This is a genomic window from Pseudomonas sp. S8, assembly GCF_050473925.1.
GTDB classification, from domain to species: Bacteria; Pseudomonadota; Gammaproteobacteria; order Pseudomonadales; family Pseudomonadaceae; genus Aquipseudomonas; species Aquipseudomonas parakoreensis.
Window position 1 is genome coordinate 958,085 of sequence record NZ_JBFDVZ010000016.1, and the last position, 22,160, is coordinate 980,244.

17 protein-coding genes are annotated in these 22,160 nt (G+C 60.5%); 5 read left to right on the plus strand and 12 right to left on the minus strand.

The window, feature by feature from the left end; translation table 11 throughout:
• Positions 1-16: 16 nt before the first annotated feature.
• Entirely contained in the window at positions 17-2,566 is a 2,550-nt protein-coding gene (locus tag AB1J88_RS05605; protein WP_430290463.1) for a PAS domain-containing protein, read from the minus strand.
• Between the two features lie 133 nt (positions 2,567-2,699).
• Between AB1J88_RS05605 and AB1J88_RS05610 the strand changes: the two genes are divergently transcribed.
• Positions 2,700-3,812, plus strand: coding sequence for a PilT/PilU family type 4a pilus ATPase (locus AB1J88_RS05610; RefSeq protein WP_430292664.1), 1,113 nt, complete (start codon positions 2,700-2,702; stop codon positions 3,810-3,812).
• A gap of 22 nt (positions 3,813-3,834) precedes the next feature.
• Here the strand turns inward: AB1J88_RS05610 and AB1J88_RS05615 are convergent, their stop codons facing one another.
• The 10 genes from AB1J88_RS05615 to AB1J88_RS05660 all read right to left on the minus strand — a co-directional run bounded on the left by AB1J88_RS05615 (position 3,835) and on the right by AB1J88_RS05660 (position 16,917).
• The gene (locus AB1J88_RS05615; protein ID WP_430290464.1) at positions 3,835-5,790 is read right to left on the minus strand and encodes an acetoacetate--CoA ligase; all 1,956 of its coding nucleotides are present in this window, start codon (positions 5,788-5,790) and stop codon (positions 3,835-3,837) included.
• 167 nt (positions 5,791-5,957) lie between these two features.
• Positions 5,958-6,731, minus strand: coding sequence for a 3-hydroxybutyrate dehydrogenase (gene hbdH, locus AB1J88_RS05620; protein ID WP_430290465.1), 774 nt, complete (start codon positions 6,729-6,731; stop codon positions 5,958-5,960).
• Positions 6,732-6,738: 7 nt separating this feature from the next.
• A complete protein-coding gene (locus AB1J88_RS05625; RefSeq protein ID WP_027612663.1) occupies positions 6,739-8,130 on the minus strand; it encodes a GntP family permease in 1,392 nt (463 codons plus the stop codon).
• Positions 8,131-8,413: 283 nt separating this feature from the next.
• The gene (locus tag AB1J88_RS05630) at positions 8,414-9,829 is read right to left on the minus strand and encodes a sigma-54 interaction domain-containing protein (RefSeq protein WP_430290466.1); all 1,416 of its coding nucleotides are present in this window, start codon (positions 9,827-9,829) and stop codon (positions 8,414-8,416) included.
• A 169-nt stretch (positions 9,830-9,998) separates the two neighbouring features.
• Positions 9,999-11,573, minus strand: coding sequence for an ABC transporter ATP-binding protein (locus AB1J88_RS05635; protein WP_430290467.1), 1,575 nt, complete (start codon positions 11,571-11,573; stop codon positions 9,999-10,001).
• 9 nt (positions 11,574-11,582) lie between these two features.
• Positions 11,583-12,605 (minus strand): ABC transporter permease, encoded by a 1,023-nt coding sequence (locus AB1J88_RS05640; RefSeq protein WP_041064553.1) that lies wholly within the window; start codon positions 12,603-12,605, stop codon positions 11,583-11,585.
• On the minus strand, positions 12,605-13,666 hold the full coding sequence (locus AB1J88_RS05645) for a microcin C ABC transporter permease YejB (protein ID WP_430290468.1): 1,062 nt from the start codon (positions 13,664-13,666) through the stop codon (positions 12,605-12,607). The genes AB1J88_RS05640 and AB1J88_RS05645 overlap by 1 nt, the downstream gene beginning before the upstream one ends.
• Complete coding sequence (locus tag AB1J88_RS05650; protein ID WP_430290469.1) at positions 13,666-15,534, minus strand: extracellular solute-binding protein; 1,869 nt, start codon at positions 15,532-15,534, stop codon at positions 13,666-13,668. The genes AB1J88_RS05645 and AB1J88_RS05650 overlap by 1 nt, the downstream gene beginning before the upstream one ends.
• A gap of 135 nt (positions 15,535-15,669) precedes the next feature.
• Entirely contained in the window at positions 15,670-15,951 is a 282-nt protein-coding gene (locus AB1J88_RS05655; protein WP_007912303.1) for a peptidylprolyl isomerase, read from the minus strand.
• 96 nt (positions 15,952-16,047) lie between these two features.
• Positions 16,048-16,917: a lipase family alpha/beta hydrolase gene (locus tag AB1J88_RS05660; protein WP_222014674.1), complete on the minus strand. Its 870-nt coding sequence runs from the start codon at positions 16,915-16,917 to the stop codon at positions 16,048-16,050.
• 185 nt (positions 16,918-17,102) lie between these two features.
• Here AB1J88_RS05660 and AB1J88_RS05665 point away from each other — a divergent pair, with 185 nt between their 5' ends.
• The gene (locus tag AB1J88_RS05665) at positions 17,103-18,434 is read left to right on the plus strand and encodes a hypothetical protein (protein ID WP_430290470.1); all 1,332 of its coding nucleotides are present in this window, start codon (positions 17,103-17,105) and stop codon (positions 18,432-18,434) included.
• 69 nt (positions 18,435-18,503) lie between these two features.
• Here AB1J88_RS05665 and AB1J88_RS05670 read toward each other — a convergent pair whose 3' ends face one another.
• Positions 18,504-19,571, minus strand: coding sequence for a 3-deoxy-7-phosphoheptulonate synthase (locus AB1J88_RS05670; RefSeq protein ID WP_430290471.1), 1,068 nt, complete (start codon positions 19,569-19,571; stop codon positions 18,504-18,506).
• Between the two features lie 616 nt (positions 19,572-20,187).
• On the opposite strand from AB1J88_RS05670, the gene AB1J88_RS05675 reads away from it, so the two are divergent.
• The 3 genes from AB1J88_RS05675 (at position 20,188) to gacA (ending at position 22,158) form a co-directional block, all read left to right on the plus strand.
• Entirely contained in the window at positions 20,188-20,949 is a 762-nt protein-coding gene (locus tag AB1J88_RS05675) for a carbon-nitrogen hydrolase family protein (RefSeq protein ID WP_430290472.1), read from the plus strand.
• Positions 20,946-21,389: a GNAT family N-acetyltransferase gene (locus AB1J88_RS05680; RefSeq protein ID WP_430290473.1), complete on the plus strand. Its 444-nt coding sequence runs from the start codon at positions 20,946-20,948 to the stop codon at positions 21,387-21,389. The genes AB1J88_RS05675 and AB1J88_RS05680 overlap by 4 nt, the downstream gene beginning before the upstream one ends.
• Positions 21,390-21,516: 127 nt before the next feature.
• Entirely contained in the window at positions 21,517-22,158 is a 642-nt protein-coding gene (gene gacA / locus AB1J88_RS05685; RefSeq protein ID WP_024012761.1) for a response regulator transcription factor GacA, read from the plus strand.
• Positions 22,159-22,160 lie beyond the last annotated feature (2 nt).

Below are 22,160 nucleotides of genomic sequence, written 5' to 3' on the forward strand. Positions count from 1 at the left end.
ACGGCGGGGCGCGGGATTATGCCTCAAGTGACGGCGTTTGGTTGATCATCTCGCGGATCTTGTTCGCCAGCACTTCAATCGAAAACGGCTTGGCCACCATGTCCATGCCGTCCTCGAGAAAACCCTGACGCTCCGCAGCTTTCTGCGCATAACCGGTCATGAACAGCACCTTCAGTCCCGGACGATGCTGGCGGGCGATTTCCGCCAGTTGCCGGCCATTCATCCCCGGCAGGCCGACGTCGGTCACCAGCAGATCCACACGCAACTCCGATTCCAGCAGCGGCAGGGCGGCGCTGGCGTCGGCAGCTTCGTGGGCGAGGTAACCCAGCTCCTTGAGCAGGTCGAGCACCAGCATGCGCACCGCCGGGTCATCTTCGACCACGACCACGGTTTCGCCGCAAGTGGCCGTCGGCGCTGCACTGAGGGTTTCCACGACTGGCCGTTCTGGCTCCAGCAGGTTCAGGCGCGGCAAGTACAGGCGCACACAGGTGCCCTGGTTCGGCAGGCTGTCGAGGCTGACATGGCCGCCCGACTGCTGGGCGAAACCATAAATCATCGACAGTCCGAGCCCGGTGCCCTGACCAATCGGTTTGGTGGTGAAGAACGGATCGAAGGCCTTGGCGCGCACTGATGGCGTCATGCCGGTGCCGTTGTCGCTGACCGCCAGCATCAGGTAGTCGCCGGCCTTGACCGGTTCAAGGGTGGTGATGTCGTTGCCGTCGAGATAGACGTTGGCGGTTTCGATCAGTAACTCGCCACCGTCGGGCATGGCGTCGCGGGCGTTGATCACCAGGTTGAGCAGGGCGTTTTCCAGTTGGCTGACGTCGGTGCTGATCGGCCACACATCGTCGGCCAGGCGCAGCGTGAGTTCGATCGGGTCGCCCTTGGTGCGGCGGATCAAATCTTCCAGCGAATGAATCAGTTCGTTGACGTTGAGGGTCTTGCGGTCCAGCGACTGCCGACGAGAGAACGCCAGCAGGCGATGAGTCAGCGCCGCTGCACGGTTGGCCGACGACACCGCCGCTTCGGTGAAACGCCCGATTTCATCGGCGCGACCGTCGGCGATGTAGCGTTGCATCAGGTCGAGGCTGCCGATGATCCCGGTGAGCATGTTGTTGAAGTCGTGGGCGATACCGCCGGTGAGCTGGCCGACCGCTTCCATTTTCTGCGCATGGCGCAACGCATCTTCGGCGCGCTCGCGTTCGAACATCTCGTTCTGCAGGCGCTGATTGGCCTGGGCCAGTTGTTCGGTACGGGCGCTGACCCGTTCCTCAAGGGTTTCATTGAGGTTGCGCAGCGCTTCTTCGGTCTTTTTCCGTTCACTCTCGTCGATCACGAAAATATAGAAACCGTTGACTGAGCCATCGGCGCCGTGGCGCGGCAGGTAATTCATCAGCGCATGACGGCTGCTGCCGTCGCGGTGCGGGGTGTACAGGCTGAACGAGCAGGGACGCCCGGCCAGCGCCTCGGCGATGTACGGCGCGCGCAGGAAGTAGGCTTCTTCGCCGATCACTTCGCGAATGGTGCGGCCATACAATTCCTGAGGCGTGAGGCCGTACCAGTCCAGATACGCGGCGTTGTTCAAGCGGAAGCGCTCTTCGTGGTCGACGTAACTGATGAGGATCGGCATCGCGTTGATGATCAGCTGCAATTCGGTCTGGCTCTGACGCAGCGCCTGCTCGGTGTGCTTGCGCTCGGTCAGGTCCAGCGCGGCGCCGAGGAAACGCACGGGTCGCCCGTGGTGATCCTTGTAACAGCGACCACGGGCAAACACCCAGCGCAGTTCGCCGTCGGCTTTGAGCAGCCTGTATTCCTCGGCGTATTCGGTACCGTGGGTGATGCAATGCTTGATGCTGCGGGCGATCAACGCGCGGTCTTCGGGGTGCACCCCTTGCAGGTAATCGCTGATCGGCAGCTGACTGGCCAGCGCCGGATCGATGCCGTGCAGTTGGGCGAAGTGGGCATCGGCGATGAAGCGGTCTTCACCGATGTCCCAGTCCCAGGTGCCGACTGCATCGGTAGCGGCCAGCGCCAGTTGCAGGCGCTCCTCGGTGTCGCGCTGGGCCTTGAGGCTTTCTTCGGAACGACGTTGCAGTTCAAGGGCAATGCGCCGGCGCTCGTTGGTTTCGATGGCCGTGACCAGAATTCCGGCCACTTGCGCATCTTCATCGCGGATGGGGCTGTAAGTCAGGTCCAGCCAGAAGTCGGACTCCTTGCCTTCGCGTTGCAGGGTAAATCGCCGTTCGCTGTAGGTGCGCACCTGGCCTTGTAGGACGGCTCGATAAATCGGGTCGGTAAAGTCCTGAAGTTCTGGCCATATCAGGTGCGCCGGCTGTCCGAAAGCGTGCGGATGCTTGCTGCCGGCGAGCATCGCGAAGCCGTTGTTGTAGATCTGCGTGAGCTGCGGCCCCCACAACAGCAGCATCGGCATCGGCGAGTGAATCACTATATCCACCGCGGTGCGCAGGCTTTGCGGCCAGGTGCCGGCGGCGCCCAGCGGAGTGCGGGCCCAGTCGATACGGGCGATCAGGGCTTGGGCGTCATCGGGGGTGGGTGCTGCGTTCATCACATCTATCCTGAGCGTCGGTCAGTGCGTTGGCATCTACTATTCTTGCACTTGCGGTAGACGCTGTATGACCCGTTACGTCACGACAGCGGGTCATTTCTGTTCATTGAATGCTTCGCGGGTGCTTATTGCCATGGAAATCGATGCACTGTTGCTCCGTCTGTCGAGCCAGCACGGCTCGGATCTGTTTCTGTCCACGGGAGCGCCACCCAGTGCGCGTATCGAGGGCGTGCTGACGCCGTTCAGCGAGCGGCCATTCAAACCCGGTGAGGTCGAGGCCATCGCCAACTCCCTGATGGACGCCGAGCAGCGGCGTGAGTTCGATCGGGAACTGGAAATGAACCTGGCAATTTCCCGCACCGGTGTCGGACGTTTTCGCCTGAACATCTTCAAGCAACGCAACGATGTGTCAATCGTGATCCGCAACGTCAAACTCGATATTCCGCGCTTCGAAGACCTCAAACTGCCGCCGGTGCTGCTGGATACGGTGATGCTCAAACAAGGGCTGATCCTGTTCGTTGGCGCCACCGACTCCGGCAAGTCGACCTCGCTGGCCGCACTGATCGACCATCGCAATCGCCACAGCAGCGGGCACATCATCACCATTGAAGACCCGGTGGAGTATATCCATCGACACAAGCGCTCGATCATCAATCAACGCGAAGTCGGCGTCGATACCCGCAGTTTCCATGCGGCGCTGAAAAACACCCTGCGCCAGGCCCCGGACGTGGTGCTGATCGGTGAAATCCGTGACCGCGAAACCATGGAACATGCGCTGGCGTTCGCCGATACCGGGCACCTGGTGCTGTCGACGCTGCATGCGCACAACGCCAATCAGGCGCTGGACCGCATCGTCAATCTGTTCCCCGAAGAGCGCCGCCCGCAGTTGCTGCATGCGCTGGGCAACAATCTCAAGGCGTTCGTCTCGCAACGGCTGGTGCGCACGTTGGACGGTCAGCGCCGCGCGGCGGTCGAGGTGATGCTCGGCACGCCGACCATTGCCGACCTGATCCGCCGCAACGAATTGGGCGAACTCAAAGGCATCATGGAGAAGTCCGGCGAGGTCGGCATGCAGACCTTCGACGGGGCGCTGTATGCGCTGGTGGTGGAGGGCGTGATCAGTGAAGACGAAGCGCTCAAGCATGCCGATTCACAAAACAATCTGCGCCTGCGTTTGAAACTGCATGCCGAAGCGGGCCCGGTGCCCGCGCCTTCATCATCAGGCGATTGGGGCTTGATGGATTAACACCTCACCCCTGTGGGAACGTTTAGTCCGACAGCTCCGGGCGATTGCGAAACTGCTCCAGCGCTTCAGGATTGGCCAGCGCATCAGTGTTCTTCACCGGTTCGCCATGCACCACATTGCGCACGGCAAGTTCGACCACCTTGCCGCTGATGGTGCGCGGAATATCGGTCACCGCGACGATCTTCGCCGGCACGTGGCGCGGCGTGGTGTTGGCGCGGATCACCTGGCGGATCTGTTGTTGCAGGTTGTCATCGAGCGTCACGCCCGCCTGCAAACGCACAAACAGCACCACGCGCACATCGTCCTGCCATTGCTGCCCGATCGCCACGCTGTCCAGCACCTGCGGGACCTTCTCGACCTGACGATAGATTTCCGCCGTGCCGATGCGCACGCCGCCGGGGTTGAGCACGGCGTCGGAGCGGCCATGGATCAGCATCCCGCCGTGGGGCAATTGTTCGGCGTAATCGCCCTGGGCCCAGACGCCGGGGAACAGGCTGAAATAGGATTTGCGCAGCTTTTCGCCGTCTGGGTCGTGCCACAGGCCGACGGGCATCGCCGGGAAGTGCCGAGTGCAGACCAGCTCGCCTTTTTCGCCGATCACGGCAACGCCGGCGTCGTTCCACACTTCAACCGCCATGCCCAGGCTCTTGCCCATGATTTCGCCGCGGCGCACGGGCGACAGCGGGTTGCCGTTGACGAAGCACGAGACCACATCGGTGCCGCCGGACATCGACGCCAGGCACACGTCGCGCTTGAAGTCGCGGTAGACGAAATCGTAGCTTTGCGGCGACAGCGCGGAGCCGGTGCAGAGCAGCGTTTTGAGACTGCTCAGATCATGGCTGTGTGCAGGCTTGATGCCGCTGCTTTCCAGTGTCGCGAGAAACTTGGGACTGGTGCCGAACACGCTGATGCGCTCATCGTCGATCAGATCCAGCAGTCGCTCATGGCCGGGGTGAAACGGCGAGCCGTCATACAGCACCACCGCGCTGCCGACCGCGAGGGCCGAGACCAGCCAGTTCCACATCATCCAGCCGCAAGTGGTGTAGTAGAACAAGCGGTCACCGGGGCCGAGATCGACGTGCAGCCCATGCTCCTTGGCATGTTGTAGCAGCACGCCGCCGGTGCTGTGCACGATGCATTTGGGGACGCCGGTGGTGCCGCTGGAATACAGCACGTACAACGGATGATTGAACGGCACCGGGACAAACCGCGGGTCGCCGCCGGGTTGGTAGAAATCGTTCCACAACGTCACGTCGGCACGGGTGTGGAAATCCTCGGCACGGGCCTGCGCGCGAGCGTAGGGCACGATGATCAATTGCTGCAGCGATGGCAGTTGCGCGAGGATTTCGTTGACCTTGGTGGTTTGATCAATGTTTTTGCCGGCGTAACGGTAGCCGGCGCATGTGATCAACACTTTGGGGTCGATCTGGCCGAAGCGGTCGATCACGCCGTGGGTGCCGAAGTCCGGCGACGAGCACGACCAGATCGCCCCGAGGCTGGTGGTCGCGAGCATCGCCACAAGGGTCTGCCAGGTGTTGGGCATGCACGCGGCCACGCGGTCGCCGAGGCCAACACCGGCGGCTTGCAGGCTGGCCTGAAAACCGGCGACGTGTTCGGCCAGTTCGGCCCAGGTCAATTGCTCGCGCTGACCGTTTTCCGCCACGGCGATCACCGCGACCGCATCGTCACGACGGCGCAGCAAGTGTTCGGCAAAGTTCAGGGTCGCGCCGGGAAACCATTCGGCACTGGGCATTTGCGCGCCTTCACGCAGGACGGCGTCGGGTTGGGTGTGAAAGCGGATATCGAAGAAATCGACGATCGCCTGCCAGAACGCTTCGCGCTGATCCACGCTCCAGCGGTGCAGGTCGGTGTAGCTGCTCAGTGCCAGGCCATGACGCTGATTGATATCGCGGCGGAACTGATCCATGCGCGATTGGGCGATACGCTCGGCATCGGGTTGCCAGAGGAGGTCGGACATTGGTTTGCCTCTTGTTTTGTTGTTCCAGCACATAGGCCAGGGTGCAGCACTTAATTCTGTGGCGAGGGAGCTTGCTCCCGATCGGCTGCGCAGCAGTCGTAAATTCTCGTGGGCGGCTTCGCCACCCAGCGGGAGCAAGCTCCCTCGCCACAGGCGGCTTGCGTCGTTTACTGCGCCAGCCACCCCCCATCAATATTCCACGCAGCTCCCCGCACCTGGCTGCCAGCCTCGCTGCACAGAAACAACACCAGTTCCCCCAGATGCTGCGGTGTGACGAACTCCAGCGACGGCTGTTTCTCCGCCAGCAAATCATGCTGCGCCTGCTTCGGATCGACCCCTTTGGCGGCGCGATCATCGATCTGCTTCTGCACCAGCGGCGTCAACACCCAGCCGGGGCAGATCGCGTTACAGGTGACGTTGCTGGTAGCCGTTTCCAGGCCGACCACTTTGGTCAAACCGATCACCCCGTGCTTGGCCGCAACATACGCGGCTTTGCCAGTCGAACCCACTTGACCATGCACCGAGGCAATGTTGACGATCCGCCCCCAACCCTTGGTGCGCATGCCCGGCAGGCTCAGGCGGGTGCTGTGAAACACCGAGGACAAGTTGATCGCGATGATCGAATCCCAGCGCTCCACCGGAAATTCCTCCACGGCCGCCACATGCTGAATCCCGGCGTTGTTGACCAGAATGTCGACGCCGCCGAATTCGCGTTCGGCGTAAGCGATCATGTCGGCAATCTGCGCCGGATCGCTGACGTCCGCCGGGTGGTGACCGACCTTGCCGCCGAATTGGCCGACCTCGGCGATCACGCTCGACGCCTCACCGAAACCGTTGAGAATCAGGTTGGCGCCGGCCTTGGCCAGGCTCAGGGCGATGCCCAGACCGATGCCGCTGGTGGAACCGGTAACCAGTGCGGTCTTGCCCGAAAGAGTCGTCATGAATACCTCACACAATGCCAGTGGCGTAGAAAGTGCCGATCACTACGAAGACCGCCAGGGTCTTGATCAGCGTAATACAGAAAATGTCTTTATAGGCCTCGCGGTGGGTCAGGCCAGTGACCGCCAGCAGGGTGATCACCGCGCCGTTGTGCGGCAGGGTGTCCATGCCGCCGCTGGCCATCGCGGCCACGCGGTGCAGCACTTCCAGCGGAATGTTCGCGGCGTGTGCCGCCGCGATGAATTGCTCGGACATCGCCGCCAGCGCGATACTCATGCCACCCGACGCCGACCCGGTGATGCCCGCCAACAGGGTCACGGTGATGGCTTCGTTGACCAGTGGATTGGGGATTTGCTTGAGCCAGTCGGCCAGCACCAGAAAGCCCGGCAACGAGGCGATTACCGCACCGAAACCGTATTCCGAGGCGGTGTTCATCGCTGCCAGCAACGCGCCGCTGACCGCACTTTTGCTGCCTTCGGCGAGTTTGCTGCGGATCGCCTTGAAGCCGAACACCAGCACCATCAGGATGCCGATCAGCAATGCCGCCTGCACCGCCCAGATTGCGGTGAGCTTGGCGATTTCCGTGGTCACCGGCGTGGCCATGCCGGGCAGCGCGAGGCTGTGGGTCTTGCCGTACCACTGCGGAATCCACTGGGTGAACAGCAGGTTCATGATGCCTACCGCCAGCAGCGGGGAGAGGGCGATCCATGGGTTCGGCAGTTTCAGGTCTTCGGCGGTTTCCGGTTCGTTACGCAGTTCGGTGCCATAGCCTTCACCGGCGCGCTGGGCCTTGTTGCGTTGGCGCTGCAGGAACAGCATTCCCGCGCAGAACACGAAAATCGTGCCGATCACGCCCAGCCACGGCGCGGCCCATGCGGTGGTGTTGAAGAACGTGCTGGGAATGATGTTCTGAATCTGCGGCGTACCGGGCAGGGCGTCCATGGTGAACGAGAACGCGCCAAGGGCGATGGTCGCCGGGATCAGGCGCTTGGGGATGTTGCTCTGGCGGAACATTTCCGCGGCAAACGGATACACCGCAAACACCACCACGAACAACGACACGCCGCCGTAAGTGAGCAAGGCGCAGACCAGCACGATCACCAGCATCGCCTGACGGGTGCCGAGCAAGCGAATCGCTGCGGCCACGATCGAACGGGAGAACCCCGACAACTCGATCAACTTGCCGAACACGGCGCCAAGCAGAAACACCGGGAAATACAGCTTGATGAAGCCGACCATTTTCTCCATGAACACCCCGGTGAAGGCAGGGGCGACGGCGGAAGGATCGGTGAGCAGGACAGCGCCGAGGGCGGCAATCGGGGCGAAGAGGATGACGCTGTAGCCACGGTAGGCGGCGAGCATCAGCAGCGCAAGGGCTGCCAAGGCAATGATCACACTCATGGAGTGTCTCCAGGGATTGTTATTTTTGTGGGTATTGCGGGTGCAGGAGAGGCTTTAGCGAGATCTGTGCCAGATATTCAACCTATTGAAATATAAGAGTTTTATCGGGTTTTGCGATCAGCTGTTAGAGACGAAGTCTCGATAGTGAGACTTTTTAGAGGCGAAAAGATCGCAGCCTTCGGCAGCTCCTACATGGGATTTCCGTATCAACCCTGTAGGAGCTGCCGAAGGCTGCGATCTTTTGATCTTGAAGTAAATGTCTCGCTAGCAAGACTAAATCTCTTTATTGAGACTCGGCGATGCCCAAGGCCAGCATCTTCTTATACAGCGTCGACCGCCCCAGCCCCAGACGAGCCGCCGCCTCCGGCACCTTGCCCGCACATTGCGCGAGTGCCGACTGGATCAACTGCCGGTCAAACCGCTGCCGCGCCTGGGCAAAAGTCTCTTCCGCCAACGGCTCCAGCGTCGGCACCGATGGGCGCTGAACCGGAGTAAAGGCGCCAATGGCCGCGCGAATATCCTCTTCGGTGAGGATCAGGTCATCGCTGAGCAGCGCCGCGCGTTCGAGCACGTTGCGCAACTCGCGGATGTTGCCCGGCCACGCATGTTGCCCGAGCAGATCCAGCGCTGTACGGCTTAGCTCATGCTGGCTGCGCAGCTCTTCAAGGATCGCCTCGCTGAGCGCTGGCAGATCGTCGAGGCGCTCGCGCAGTGGCGGGACCTGGATCGGCAGCACGTTGAGGCGGTAATACAGATCTGCGCGGAACTCACCGCGCTTGATCGCCGCTTGCAGATCGGTCGACGTCGCCGCGATCACCCGCACATCGCTCTGGATCACGTCGTTGGAGCCAACCGGCTCGAACTCTTTTTCCTGCAGCACCCGCAGCAGTTTGCTTTGCAGCGGCAACGGCATGTCGCCGATCTCGTCGAGAAACAGCGTACCGCCCTGAGCAATCTGCAACTTGCCGGTGCGCCCCTTGCGGTCAGCACCGGTAAACGCACCGGGGGCAGTACCGAAGAATTCGGCTTCCAGCAGCGCTTCGGGAATCGCCGCGCTGTTGATGCTGACGAACGCCTTGTGCGCCCGTGGCGAGGCACTGTGAATCGCTTGAGCCAGCAACTCCTTGCCGGTGCCGGTCTCACCGAGCAGCAACACCGGGGATTCGGCGCTGGCGCTGCGGCGGGCACGGCGCTTGACCTCGAGGCTGGCGCTGCTGGTGCCGATGAAATGGGCGAAGTTGTATTTGGTCTGCCGGGCCCGCAGCAGCGAGCGGGTCGAGGCCAGCTCTTCCTGCATGCTCAGGTAGCGCTTGAGCATCGGCGACAGCGTGCGCAACTCATCGAACAGGGCAAAACCGATAGCGCCAATCACCGCGCCGGCGTCGTCGTGGATCGGCAGGCGCATGACCACCAACGGCTCTTTTGGCGTGTCCTGCATGTCCAGCAGAATGGGGCGGCCGGTACGCACCACTTCACGCAGCAGGCTGCCGGGGATCACGCTTTCGCAAGGTTTGCCGATGGCTTTTTTTGCCGACTCCAGCCCAAAACGCCGGGCATAGCGCTCGTTCATCCAGACGATGTTGGCATCGCGATCGACAATCACCGTGCCCTCGCTGGACTGCTCGATGATCTCGAACAGCGAGCGGATCGCCAGCGTGCGCACGCGTTGGTAGTCCTTGAGGCTTTCGGTGGTGTTCATGGGTTGGCGGATCCGGAATTTGGGTTGTCTGTTCGGGCCTCTTCGCTGGCAAGCCAGCTCCCACAGGTTTCTCTGGGGTACCCCATATTTGGGTACAACCCGAATCCCTGTGGGAGCTGGCTTGCCAGCGAATGTTGCGACTCGGTATCAAGGCAAACGCCGATTATGCCTACCCCGGATGCGCCGCTGCCAACAGCTCTTTGGTGTAAGGATGCTGCGGTGAGTCGAACACATCATGGCTGGCACCGCGCTCAACCACTTTGCCGTCCTTGATCACGATCATGTCATGCGCCAGTGCCCGCACCACCGCCAGGTCGTGGCTGATGAACAGGTAGGTCAGACCGTGTTTTTCCTGAAGGTCGCGGAGCAGGGCGACCACTTGTTTCTGCACGGTACGATCAAGGGCCGAGGTCGGCTCGTCGAGCAGGATCAGCGCCGGTTTCAGCACCAGTGCCCGGGCGATGGCGATGCGCTGGCGCTGACCGCCGGAAAATTCGTGCGGATAGCGATGACGGCTTTCCGGATCGAGACCTACTTCCTTGAGCACGCGGATCACCTGGGCATCGCACTCATCGGCGCTGGACTGGCAATGCACCTCCAGCCCTTCGCTGATGATTTGCGCCACCGACATCCGTGGACTTAGGCTGCCGAACGGGTCCTGAAACACCACCTGCATCTGCCGACGCCACGGCCGCAACTGCTTCTGATCGAGCCCATCAAGGGCGGTGCCCTGAAAGCGAATGCTGCCCTCGGAGTCGAGCAGCCGCAGAATCGCCTGGCCCAGGGTCGATTTCCCTGACCCGGATTCGCCGACAATGCCCAGGGTCTTGCCGCGCTGGATATTCAGGCTGATGCCGTCCACTGCACGCAGGTATTGCTTACGCTGGAACAGCCCGCCACCGACGATGAACTCAACCCGCAGATCATCGACTTCCAGCACGTTCTCGCGCTCGTCCCGGGGCAGGGCTTCGCCTTCCGGCTCGGCGTTGAGCAACACACAGCTGTAAGGATGCTTTGGCTCGGTAAACAGGGTTTCGCACGGTGCCTGCTCGACGATTTCACCCGCCTTCATCACGCACACCCGTTGCGCAATGCTGCGCACCAGATTGAGGTCGTGACTGATCAGCAGCAGCGACATGCCCAAGCGTTGTTGCAAGGATTTGAGCAGCAGCAGGATCTTGCGCTGCACCGTCACATCCAGCGCGGTGGTCGGCTCGTCAGCGATCAGCAGTTCCGGCTCGCAAGCCAGCGCCATGGCGATCATCACCCGTTGCCGCTGACCACCGGACAGCTGATGCGGATAGGCTTTGAGGCGCTCTTTGGGCTTCTGAATGCCGACCAGTTCCAGCAGTTCCAAAATGCGTTGTTGCGCCGCTTTACCGCCCAGGCCGCGATGCACCAGCAGCGTCTCGCCGATCTGCTTTTCGATGGTGTGCAGCGGATTGAGCGAGGTCATCGGCTCCTGGAAGATCATCGCGATCCGGTTGCCACGCAGTTCGCGCAACACCTTCGGATCGGCACCGAGCAGTTCCTGACCGCGATAGCGAATGCTGCCGCTGGTTTGCGCATCGCCTTCGGGGAGCAACTGCAGGATCGAATGCGCGGTCACCGATTTGCCCGAGCCCGACTCGCCGACCAGCGCCAGACATTCACCGGGACGGATGTCCAGGCACAGGTTGCGCACCGCCGGCTGGCCATGGAAGGCGACATTGAGGTCACGGATTTCGATCAGGTTATCAGTCATGGTCACACTTCAGGATCGAGGGTCGAACGCGTCACGTAACGCTTCGCCGATGAACACCAGTAAAGAAAGAATCAGCGCCAGGGTGAAAAATGCGGTCAGCCCGAGCCACGGTGCTTGCAGGTTCTGTTTGCCCTGGCCGATCAGTTCGCCCAGCGAAGCGCTGCCGGCGGGCATGCCGAAACCGAGGAAGTCGAGGGCGGTGAGGGTGGAAATCGCGCCGGTCAAAATGAACGGCAGGTAACTCAGCGTTGCGTTCATCGCATTGGGCAGGATGTGCCGGACTATCACCTTGCGGTCGCTCAGGCCCAGGGCACGAGCGGCTTTGACGTATTCCAGGTTGCGCCCGCGCAGGAACTCGGCGCGCACCACATCCACCAGCGCCAGCCAGGAAAACAACGCCATGATCCCCAGCAGCCACCAGAAATTCGGCTCGACGAAACCCGACAGGATGATCAGCAGGTACAACACCGGTAACCCGGTCCAGACTTCCAGCAGGCGTTGCCCGAGCAAATCGACCCAGCCGCCGTAATAGCCTTGCAGGGCGCCGGCGGCAATCCCGATCAGTGCACTGATGGCGGTCAGCATCAAGGCAAACAGGATCGACACCCGGGCGCCGAAAATCACCCGCGCCAACACATCGCGGGCTTGATCGTCAGTTCCCAGCCAGTTGACCTTCGAGGGTGGGCTCGGTGCCGGTTGGTTGAGGTCGTAATTGGGCGTGTCGTCGCTGAACGGAATCGGCGGAAACAGCAGCCAGCCACCGTCCTTGCGGATCAGGTTCTGCACATAGTCACTGCGATAATCGGCCTGGAACGGCAGCTGGCCGCCAAATTCCTGCTCGGTGTAACGCTTGAACACCGGGAAGTAGAGCTGGCCCTGATAGCTGACCACCAACGGTTTGTCGTTGGCGATCAGTTCACCGCCCAGCGTCACCACGAACAGTCCGATGAACAGCCACAACGACCACCAGCCACGGCGGTTTTTCTTGAATCGCGCAAAACGGCGACGGCCCAGAGGCGAGAGCTTGAACATCAGGCGTTCCTCGCGGCGAAATCGATACGCGGATCGACCAGGGTGTAGCACAGGTCGCCGATCAGTTTTATCAAGAGTCCGAACAGGGTGAAGATGAACAGCGAACCGAATACGACCGGGTAGTCCCGGGAAACCGCCGCTTCGTAACTCATGCGGCCGAGGCCGTCGAGGGAGAAGATCACTTCGATCAGGAGTGAGCCGGCAAAGAACACACTGATGAATGCTTGCGGGATCCCCGAGACCACCAGCAGCATCGCGTTGCGAAACACGTGACCGTAGAGCACGCGGCGCTCGCTCAGGCCTTTAGCGCGGGCGGTGACCACATACTGGCGGGTGATTTCATTGAGGAACGAGTTCTTGGTGAGGATCGTCAGCGTGGCGAAACCGCCGATCACCAGCGCCGTCACCGGCAACACCAGGTGCCAGAAGTAATCGGCAATCTTGCCCAGGGTCGACAGCGATTCGAAGTTGTCCGAAACTAGCCCGCGCACCGGAAACCAGTTCAGCGAGGTGCCGCCGGCAAACACCACGATCAGAAACATCGCAAACAGAAACGCCGGCATCGCATAGCCGATGATGATCGCGGTGCTGCTCCAGATATCGAAGTGGCTGCCGTGATGCACCGCTTTGCGAATGCCCAGCGGGATCGATACCAGATAGGTGATCAGCGTCGCCCACAGGCCGAGGGAAATGGTCACCGGCATTTTTTCCAGAATCAGATCGGTGACGGTGGCGCCGCGGAAAAAGCTTTTGCCGAAGTCCAGCTGCGCGTAATTTTTGAGCATCAGCCACAGACGTTCATGCGCCGGCTTGTCGAAACCGTACTGTTTTTCGATGTCCTTGATCAGTTGCGGGTCGAGGCCACGGCTGGCACGCGAGGTGCTGCTCATGGTTTCGCTGGCACTGCCGCCGACACTCGCGCCACCGATCCCTTGCAGATGGGCGATGGCCTGTTCGACCGGGCCGCCGGGTGCCGCCTGGATGATAGCGAAATTCACCAGCAGGATGATCACCAACGTCGGAATGATCAGCAGCAGGCGCCGCAGAATGTAAGCCCACATCAGTGCGGTCCTCCGGGTCTGCCACGACCGATTTTTTCGGCGCTCATCTGCTGGTTGGTCAGCGGCGTGCTGCTGATTTCCCACCAGCTCTCGATGGCTTCGTCATTGCTGGCTTGTGTTGCCGGCATGCCGAACCGATTCCACCAGACGGTGGAGGTGCCCGGCGGGTAATAGTTGGGAATCCAGTAGTAGTTCCATTGCAACACCCGATCCAGCGCGTGGGCGTAGTGCAGCATGTCACTCTGGGTCGAGGCGCGGATCAGGCCGTTGATCAAGGTGTCGACCGCGGGATTCTTCAGCACCATGTAGTTATTGGCGCCGGGGTCGTTGGCCGAAATCGAGCCGAAGTAGTTGAGCAACTCGCCACCCGGAGATGTGCTGACCGGGTAGCCGGTGACGATCATGTCGTAGTCGCGGCTCATCAGGCGATTGACGTATTGCGAGGAGTCGATGCGGCGGATATTCAGGTCGATGCCGATCTGATTCAGCGTGCGTTTGTAAGGCAGGAGCAGGCGATCCATGCCGTTCTGGCTGACCAGAAAGGTGAAACTCAGCGGTTCGCCCTCGGCGTTGACCAGTTGGTCGCCATTGGGTTTCCAACCTGCCTGTTCGAGCAACTCCAGAGCCTGCAACTGTTTATCGCGGATCAAGCCGCTACCGTCGGTTTTCGGCGCTTGGAAGACCTGAGTGAAGACCTCGTCGGGAACCTGTCCGCGCAATGGTTCAAGGATTTTCAGTTCGGCGGCATCCGGCAGCTCGCGGGCGGCCAGGGCGGTGTTGGAGAAATAGCTCTGCTGGCGGATGTACATGTTGCGCATCATCTGCCGGTTGCTCCACTCGAAATCCCAGAGCATCGCCAGTGCCTGACGCACCCGACGATCCTGGAACATCGGTTTCTGCAGGTTGAACACGAAGCCCTGTGCCGATTGCGGGGCTTCGGTGGCGAGGTGGGCTTTCTGCAGGCGGCCGTCACTCAGCGCCGGGCTGTCGTAACCGATCGAATAGCCGGTGGCGGAAAACTCGCGGTTGTAATCATAGGCGCCGCCGCGCAGCACCTGACGTGCGACATCGGTGTCGCCGAAATACTCGATGCTGAAGTGATCGAAGTTGTACAGGCCGCGACTGACCGGCAGGTCCTTGCCCCACCAGTCGGGGTTGCGCTCGAATGTGATGCTGCGCCCGGAGTCGACCTTGCCCACCCGATACGGGCCGCTGCCCAGCGGCGGTTCATAGCCGCCGCCACCGGCGAAGTCGCGGGTTTTCCACCAATGCTCGGGAAACACCGGCAGGGTGGCGATGTCCAGCGGCAAGGTGCGGTTCTCGTTGCTCTTGAAGTCGAAGCGCACGGTCAGCGGCGCTTCCACTTCGACACCTTTGACATCGGCGAACTGCGTGCGATAGCGCAGGCTGCCCTGGGTCATCAGCAGGTCATAGGTGTAGCGCACGTCTTCGGCTGTGATCGGCTTGCCGTCGGCGAAACGCGCCTGGGGGTTGATGAAGAAACGCAGGGACAGGCCGTCCTCCGCGCGTTCCATTTTTTGTGCCACCAGGCCATAGACGGTGTAAGGCTCGTCCATCGAACGCTGGGCCAGCGGCGAATAGAGCATGCCGTCAATCTGGGTGACGCCGATGCCCTTATCGATATAAGGCAGGATGTGATCGAAATGCCCGATCTCTATCGCCGAGCGCCGCATGGTGCCGCCCTTGGGCGCCTGCGGATTGGTGTAGTCGAAGTGGCTGAAGCCAGCCGGGTATTTGGCCGGTTCGCCATAGACGGTCAACGCGTGTTGCGGAGTGGCGTCCACACCGGCGGCGCCCAACAGCAGGGCCACGGCAGTGAACAGCAGAGAAGGGAAAGCCAGTCGCATTGTCAGCCTTAAAGCCGGGTGATCGATAAGCGCAATTTGTACGCGAGCGGCGCGTCAGTCGCCAGCCGCATCCTGTAACCAAAACACAACGGCCCACCAGAAGGCGGGCCGTTGGGGCAGCAATCAGGCGACGGATCAGTCCTGGCGGCTGGTGACTTCGAGCAAGTGATAACCGAACTGGGTCTTCACCGGGCCTTGCACGACGTTGATCGGCGCGCTGAAGACCACGGTGTCGAATTCCTTGACCATCTGGCCAGGACCGAACGAACCCAGGTCGCCGCCCTGACGGCTGGACGGGCAGGTGGAGTTGGCCTTGGCGACTTCGGCGAAATCAGCACCGCCTTCGATCTGGGCCTTGAGTTCGTTGCATTTGTCTTCGCTGGAAACCAGGATGTGGCGGGCAGTGGCTTTAGCCATGGGGAAATTCTCCAATCTATTTCAGTAAAGTGTGGAGCCTACCGGAATCAGTAAGCGATTTCTCGGCAAAGTTCCGCTCGGCGCATTGGCGCACGTTTACAGGTGCGCAGCCCGCAAGCGTGCAGCGTGCTCGACATAGAGAGCGACGGGATCCTGGCCGGTTTTTTTCACTCCGTCGGGGCGACGCAGACTGCCCAGGTGGCTGAAAGGATAGTCGGAACGGATGACCCGGCCCAGATGGGAACTGAAGCGTCCCACGAAACCATCGTTTTGTCCGGTCTCTGCGACAAAATGCTCTGATAATCCCCGGCAGACGATATGCACCGGATCAAGTGCCTGCAATAAGTTGTCCTGCAGCGTGCCGCTCCAGGAATAGTAGTGAACGTCATTGACCCGCTCCGCACCCTGGCCGCCCCAGCTGGAAGGCAGACCTTGCGGGTACTTTCTGTTGAATTGCCCAACACCTGCGGTCGTCAGGGCACTGAGTGCGGCGACAGCGTTCTGCGGCAGTCCCGGTTGCCCGCTGAGCAGCGAGAGGAGGCGGGCAAACTGTGTTGCAGCGTGCTCCGCCACGTGCTCCGGCAGGCCACCCGGTATCAGGGCCTGGCGTAAGGCGTCAGCCAGTTCCGAACCGTGATTGGGGCCACTTACCGACGTGACCGAGGCGACTTTCTCTGGCGTCAGCGCAGCGGCGTAACGGCACGCCAGCGCGCCCTGGCTATGCCCGATCAGGTTGACCTTGCCGGCTCCGGTTCCTCGCAGAACGCTTTCGATCTGAAACATCAATTGCTGGCCGCGTACTTCGTTGTCATGGGTCGCAGACAGCTGCGGCACAAACACTTGGCCGCCTGCTTCCCTCAGCGCTTGCTTGACATCATGAAAAAGCTCGAAATGGCCGATACGGTCAAACCCGAACAGGCCATGGACCAAAAGGATGGGGTAGCGGGTTGTCGCATTCCGTTGCATGTTTCTGTCTCTTTCTGCAGATGCTTGTCAGTGGTTGGTGCGTGCCACTGTAAAACAGGCCTGCGGGTCGGCGATGTCTGAAAGCTCCTCGGTACTGAAAGGAAACTGGAATAAAAGCGGTACGAATATTCGCTTCTGCTTGAGGGGGTAGTCGGAACATCTGGCAATCTTTTGAGCGGTATCTCTTGATTCTGCTTCGTATGCCTACGTCATGTGGTGCATTTACCCTGCCGATGGAAGGCGTTGTGCTGACTTCTGGCAATGGCTGGATGGTGTTCAATGGAGTTCGTTCGACGTTGCCTTCATGGCGGCGTTTTATCCAAGGAATGGAGCTACGAATGTCTATATACGAAGTCAATGGCGACACCTCTGTGGCGACCGCGTCAATTACGTCTCCTGTAGCGGATGACTCCGGTGGACGCGGTCTTCTGAGTTTGAAGGTGGACGGCGAGAACTTCGAGTTCTGCTATCGACCTGCGTCTGCACCGGTACCCGCTCCAGTCTCGTCGCTGCCTGCGCCGATGCTTGAGGTTATGGAGGGCGGAATGCTTGATCCCTCACTGAACCAGGCATTCGTCAGGGTTGCGCCTTACCCGAACATGGTGTGCGGCGACAAACTTGTGCTGCACTGGCAAGGGCTGGATGACGAAGGTTTGTCCTACATCCACGAAATCACTCGCACGGTCAGTGAAGGCCAGGTGGGGCAGGAACTTGTCTTTGTCGTGAAGGGATTGCACATAGCTACGCTGGAGCGTGGCTCACTGGAGGTTTTCTGGACGCTGTACAGCGTCGCGCTGCCGGAGCCGCTGTCATCCAGGCGCTTGCAGCTGGATGTGGGCGATCCGGAACCCGATCTGCTGGCGCCAATCCTTGAAGAGACGGTGGGTGGGACGCTTGATCCGGACCGTGTTCCGCAAGGGACTGGCGTGATCGTGCGACCTTACGCCCGGATGGCTGTCGGGGACCGGGTCATCCTGTCCTGGCAAGGTGATGAAGGACTGCCGGTCATCAATGATGTATTGCTCGTGGAACAGTTTGCTGTGGGCGAAGCGCTGTCTTTCTGGATACCCGCGCATTGCATCGCCCCACATCGTATGCGAGAGGTGAGCGTCAGCTACAGGGTGGAATCAGGCTCGGCTGAGGTAAGGCAGTCTGCAAACCTGCGCGTTCTGATCGCACCATTGATGCGAGGTGATCTCGCAGCTCCGCAGGTATTGGAGGCGCAAGATGGCGAGCTGGAGGTAGTGGATGCCGAGGATGGCATTACCGTAGTGATCGACAATGCCCAGGCTGAGGAGGGAGAGCTGGTTTACTTGAAGTGTGATGGTGAGTATTTCAGTCATCGCGATGATCGGGATATCACCCGGGAAACCGCAGGCCAGCCCGTGGTATTCATTGTGCCTCACCGTTTCTGGCGAGAGCATCGGGAAACTGTGGTGCAGGTGTCGTATTCGGTGGAGCGGCTGGATGATGTCAGCCAGGCCTCTGAGGTGACCCGTATTCGGGTGCGGGCATAACCTGTGGTGAAAGCTGAACGACGATCCTGCCTTTGCGGGATTTTGACAATTCCGCAAAGGCTGTTCCGATCAACAGGCTCGAAGACGTTCGGCTGCGCTCGACAGCAACAGCTCTGTCGCATTGAACCCAAGGCAACCATCGGTCACCGACACGCCGTAACGCAGGGCAGGGCCTAAAGGCTGGCAGCCTTCGAACAGGTGGGACTCAATCATCATCCCGATCAAGGAACGATCCCCCAGCAGTCGTTGTTCGAGCACTGCATTGAACACCTCGGGCTGGCGCAGAGGATCCTTGCCGCTGTTGGCGTGACTGCAGTCAACCATGATCCGCGCCGGAATCTTCAGGCGTATCAAGTCGGCACGGACCCGGGCAATGCTTTCGTGATCGTAGTTCGGGCCGTGATGGCCACCACGCAGCACCATATGCGTGTCGGGGTTGCCCGGGGTCTGAATGATCGCCGGGTGCCCCTGGCTGTCGACACCAAAGTGTCGATGCGGGTGGGCTGCTGAGCGCATGGCATCGACGGCTACAGAGACGCCGCCGTCAGTGCCGTTCTTGAAGCCGACGGGCATGTTCAGACCACTGGCCATTTCCCGGTGGATCTGCGATTCGGTGGTGCGTGCACCGATGGCAACCCAACTGAGCAGGTCGTCGAAGTAACCGGCAGCCATGGGCTGCAGGAGTTCGGTAGCGACAGGCAAGCCCAGGCGGATCATCTCGATCATCAATTCTCGCGACAGGGTCAGGCCCGCAGCCATGTCGTCGCTGCCATCCAGGTGCGGGTCGTAGGCCAGACCTTTCCAGCCGACGGTGGTGCGTGGTTTTTCGACGTAGGCGCGCATCACCAGCAGCATCTCGTCGCTGACTTGATGTGCGAGGCGGGAAAGCTTTTCGGCGTATTCGAGTGCGGAACGCGGGTCATGAATCGAGCAGGGGCCGACGACGACCAGCAGGCGATGGTCTTCGCCATTGAGAATCGCGCGGACCGCCTGGCGGTGGGCTGCGACTTGCTGGGCGAGGGCATTGCTCAGGGGCAATTGCTGTTTGAGTTGCAACGAGCTGGGCAGACGCAGGGTCAGCGTTTCGTTGGCAGAGTCGAGGGTGGACAGTGGCAGAGCAGAAACAGACGAGTTCATATTCAGGATTCCTGGGCTGGCGGCGGGTACTTCCCGCTCACTCGGCCCTACTGGGGTGTTCGACAATTGGCCGTATTGGCTGCGTGTGTGTGCTTGCCACCTGTGGGTGACCGATCGGAGGCGGCAGGCTGTCCCGAGCGGAGGCTGCTAAATCGCCAGGCGCTAAAAGTGTCGTAACGGTAATAAGTGGCGTAGTTCATGTCGTGATTCCTCAAAGTGTCTGGTGTGTTGCTGAAAAAGTTGGGGCCTGAAAAAACAAAACCCCCGGTCGGGAGGCCGACCGGGGGTGAGAATTCTCTGGTAGGCGACCCGTTTTCATGGGCGCCGTTTGGGTATCAGGCGCGCCAGTGGCTAAACCAATACCCAAAATAAAAGCTGGCAGGAGCACAAGCGTCATTCGCCCGGGCAGCCGCAACCGAGCGCAAGGCGCTGGCGGAACGAAGCTGTGAGAGGACGTTGAACATGGTTTGTCTCCAATAAGTGCGCCGAGCTTACTAGAGGCCCATGCGCCTGAGCAATCAGAAATTGCTATCGCGCTTACATGACATTTCCTATTGCTTGAGTGCCGCAGGCGTTGTGACACACTGCGTATTTGGCACAATCCCAAGGATGAATAATGTCGACGTTCACCATTGCTGCAGCCCAATCGTTCTCCGTTGCCGGTGATCTGGCGGCGAACATCGCCCGTCATTTGCGCTTCATGGCCCTGGCAGCGGAGCAGGGCGTCGAACTGCTGGTGTTTCCGGAGCTGTCGCTGACAGGTTACGAAGGCCAGATGGCTGCAGACATGGCAATCGATCCGCAGGATTCGGTGCTGCAACCCTTGCGTGATTGCGCGCGTGAGCTGGGTCTCATTGCGGTGGTCGGGATGCCGATTCGCCATAAGGACAGTTCGAAGGTATTGATCGGCGCGCTGACGTTAGGCAGGGATGGTTCTCTTGAGGTTTACAGCAAACAACATCTGCACAGTGGCGAAGAGCTTTTCTATGCCACAGGTGCTGGTGGTTCGTCCTTGCGCATAGGCGGCGATACCGTCGCGCTGGCGGTCTGCGCTGATTTTTCCCACGCCAGCCACGCGGCAGCGGCTGCCGTTGCTGGCGCCGACCTGTACGCAGCAGGCGTGCTGATTGGCGAAAAAGGTTATGGCGTGGATAGCGCGATATTGCAGGGCTACGCCCAAAAGCACTCGATGGCGGTTCTGATGGCCAATCACGCCGGGCTCACGGGTGGATGGCAATCGGCAGGTCGCAGTGCCGTCTGGGCTGAAGACGGCACGCTGGTTGCCGCCGCGCCAGGGCCTGGTGAACTGTTGGTCGTTGCGCGACGTGATGACGGCGCATGGCAGGGGCGGCTAGTTCCGGTGGTGGCGGGGCAATGACCTACCAATTGCGTCGCGCCGAACTGGCTGATCGGGTATTTGCCCGAGAGCTGACGTGCCAGAACATGCTGCGCTATTACATTGGCCACGATCTGCTGTGGCAGGACCAAGCGTTCGAGGTTGCCTGGGATGGACGGGACAATTGGCTGATCATGCTTGGCGAAGTTCCTGTGGGATTTTTCAGCCTCAGTCGGGATCGCAGGGCGCTGTATCTCCGCGAGCTGCAAATCGGCGAGGCGTTTCGCAGGCAGGGTGCTGGATCCTGGGCGATTGATCAGGTTATCGCCATGGCCCGCGCTGAAGGACTGCCGGCGCTGCGTCTGACCGTATTCAAGAATAATCCTGCGCAAAGCCTGTATAAGAGAAAAGGCTTGCATGTGTGTGGCGAGGACGAGTGTTTCCTGAGGATGCAGCTCGATTTCGGTACACCTGTGCTCTGAAACCCACGGCCGGCAAGCCTTCGATGATGAATTGAAACTTTTTAAATGACGCTTGCCGCTAGGTCTGTCTGGCACTTTTTGCTAAGGTGTCCGGCATCCCAATAAGACCATATCGCGAGGTGTCTGCTTGATTAGGGTGCTAGTGGTCGATGACCATGATCTCGTTCGTACAGGCATTACACGGATGCTGGCCGATATCGATGGCTTGCAGGTGGTTGGACAGGCCGAGTCCGGGGAAGAGTCCCTGATCAAGGCCCGTGAGTTGAAACCCGATGTGGTCCTGATGGACGTCAAGATGCCCGGTATCGGTGGTCTCGAGGCCACGCGCAAGCTGTTGCGCAGTCATCCGGACATCAAGGTTGTCGCTGTCACGGTGTGTGAGGAGGATCCATTCCCTACACGTCTGTTGCAGGCAGGTGCCGCCGGCTACCTGACCAAGGGCGCGGGTCTGCCGGAGATGGTTCAGGCCATCCGCCTGGTGTTTGCCGGCCAGCGTTACATCAGTCCGCAGATTGCCCAGCAACTGGCGATCAAATCGTTCCAGCCGACCAATGATTCACCGTTCGATGCCTTGTCCGAACGGGAAATCCAGATTGCGTTGATGATTGTCGGCTGCCAGAAGGTGCAGATCATCTCCGACAAGCTCTGTCTGTCGCCGAAAACCGTTAATACCTATCGCTACCGGATCTTCGAAAAACTGTCGATCAGCAGCGATGTCGAGTTGACGTTGCTGGCCGTGCGCCACGGCATGGTTGATGCCAGCGCCTGATC

What these genes read in the sequence shown, in the direction of transcription:
- AB1J88_RS05605 (WP_430290463.1), bottom strand. Translation starts at nt 2,566, where the DNA reads ATGAACGCAGCACCCACCCCCGATGACGCCCAAGCCCTGATCGCCCGT.
- AB1J88_RS05610 (WP_430292664.1), top strand. Translation starts at nt 2,700, where the DNA reads ATGGAAATCGATGCACTGTTGCTCCGTCTGTCGAGCCAGCACGGCTCG.
- AB1J88_RS05615 (WP_430290464.1), bottom strand. Translation starts at nt 5,790, where the DNA reads ATGTCCGACCTCCTCTGGCAACCCGATGCCGAGCGTATCGCCCAATCG.
- hbdH (WP_430290465.1), bottom strand. Translation starts at nt 6,731, where the DNA reads ATGACGACTCTTTCGGGCAAGACCGCACTGGTTACCGGTTCCACCAGC.
- AB1J88_RS05625 (WP_027612663.1), bottom strand. Translation starts at nt 8,130, where the DNA reads ATGAGTGTGATCATTGCCTTGGCAGCCCTTGCGCTGCTGATGCTCGCC.
- AB1J88_RS05630 (WP_430290466.1), bottom strand. Translation starts at nt 9,829, where the DNA reads ATGAACACCACCGAAAGCCTCAAGGACTACCAACGCGTGCGCACGCTG.
- AB1J88_RS05635 (WP_430290467.1), bottom strand. Translation starts at nt 11,573, where the DNA reads ATGACTGATAACCTGATCGAAATCCGTGACCTCAATGTCGCCTTCCAT.
- AB1J88_RS05640 (WP_041064553.1), bottom strand. Translation starts at nt 12,605, where the DNA reads ATGTTCAAGCTCTCGCCTCTGGGCCGTCGCCGTTTTGCGCGATTCAAG.
- AB1J88_RS05645 (WP_430290468.1), bottom strand. Translation starts at nt 13,666, where the DNA reads ATGTGGGCTTACATTCTGCGGCGCCTGCTGCTGATCATTCCGACGTTG.
- AB1J88_RS05650 (WP_430290469.1), bottom strand. Translation starts at nt 15,534, where the DNA reads ATGCGACTGGCTTTCCCTTCTCTGCTGTTCACTGCCGTGGCCCTGCTG.
- AB1J88_RS05655 (WP_007912303.1), bottom strand. Translation starts at nt 15,951, where the DNA reads ATGGCTAAAGCCACTGCCCGCCACATCCTGGTTTCCAGCGAAGACAAA.
- AB1J88_RS05660 (WP_222014674.1), bottom strand. Translation starts at nt 16,917, where the DNA reads ATGCAACGGAATGCGACAACCCGCTACCCCATCCTTTTGGTCCATGGC.
- AB1J88_RS05670 (WP_430290471.1), bottom strand. Translation starts at nt 19,571, where the DNA reads ATGAACTCGTCTGTTTCTGCTCTGCCACTGTCCACCCTCGACTCTGCC.
- AB1J88_RS05675 (WP_430290472.1), top strand. Translation starts at nt 20,188, where the DNA reads ATGTCGACGTTCACCATTGCTGCAGCCCAATCGTTCTCCGTTGCCGGT.
- AB1J88_RS05680 (WP_430290473.1), top strand. Translation starts at nt 20,946, where the DNA reads ATGACCTACCAATTGCGTCGCGCCGAACTGGCTGATCGGGTATTTGCC.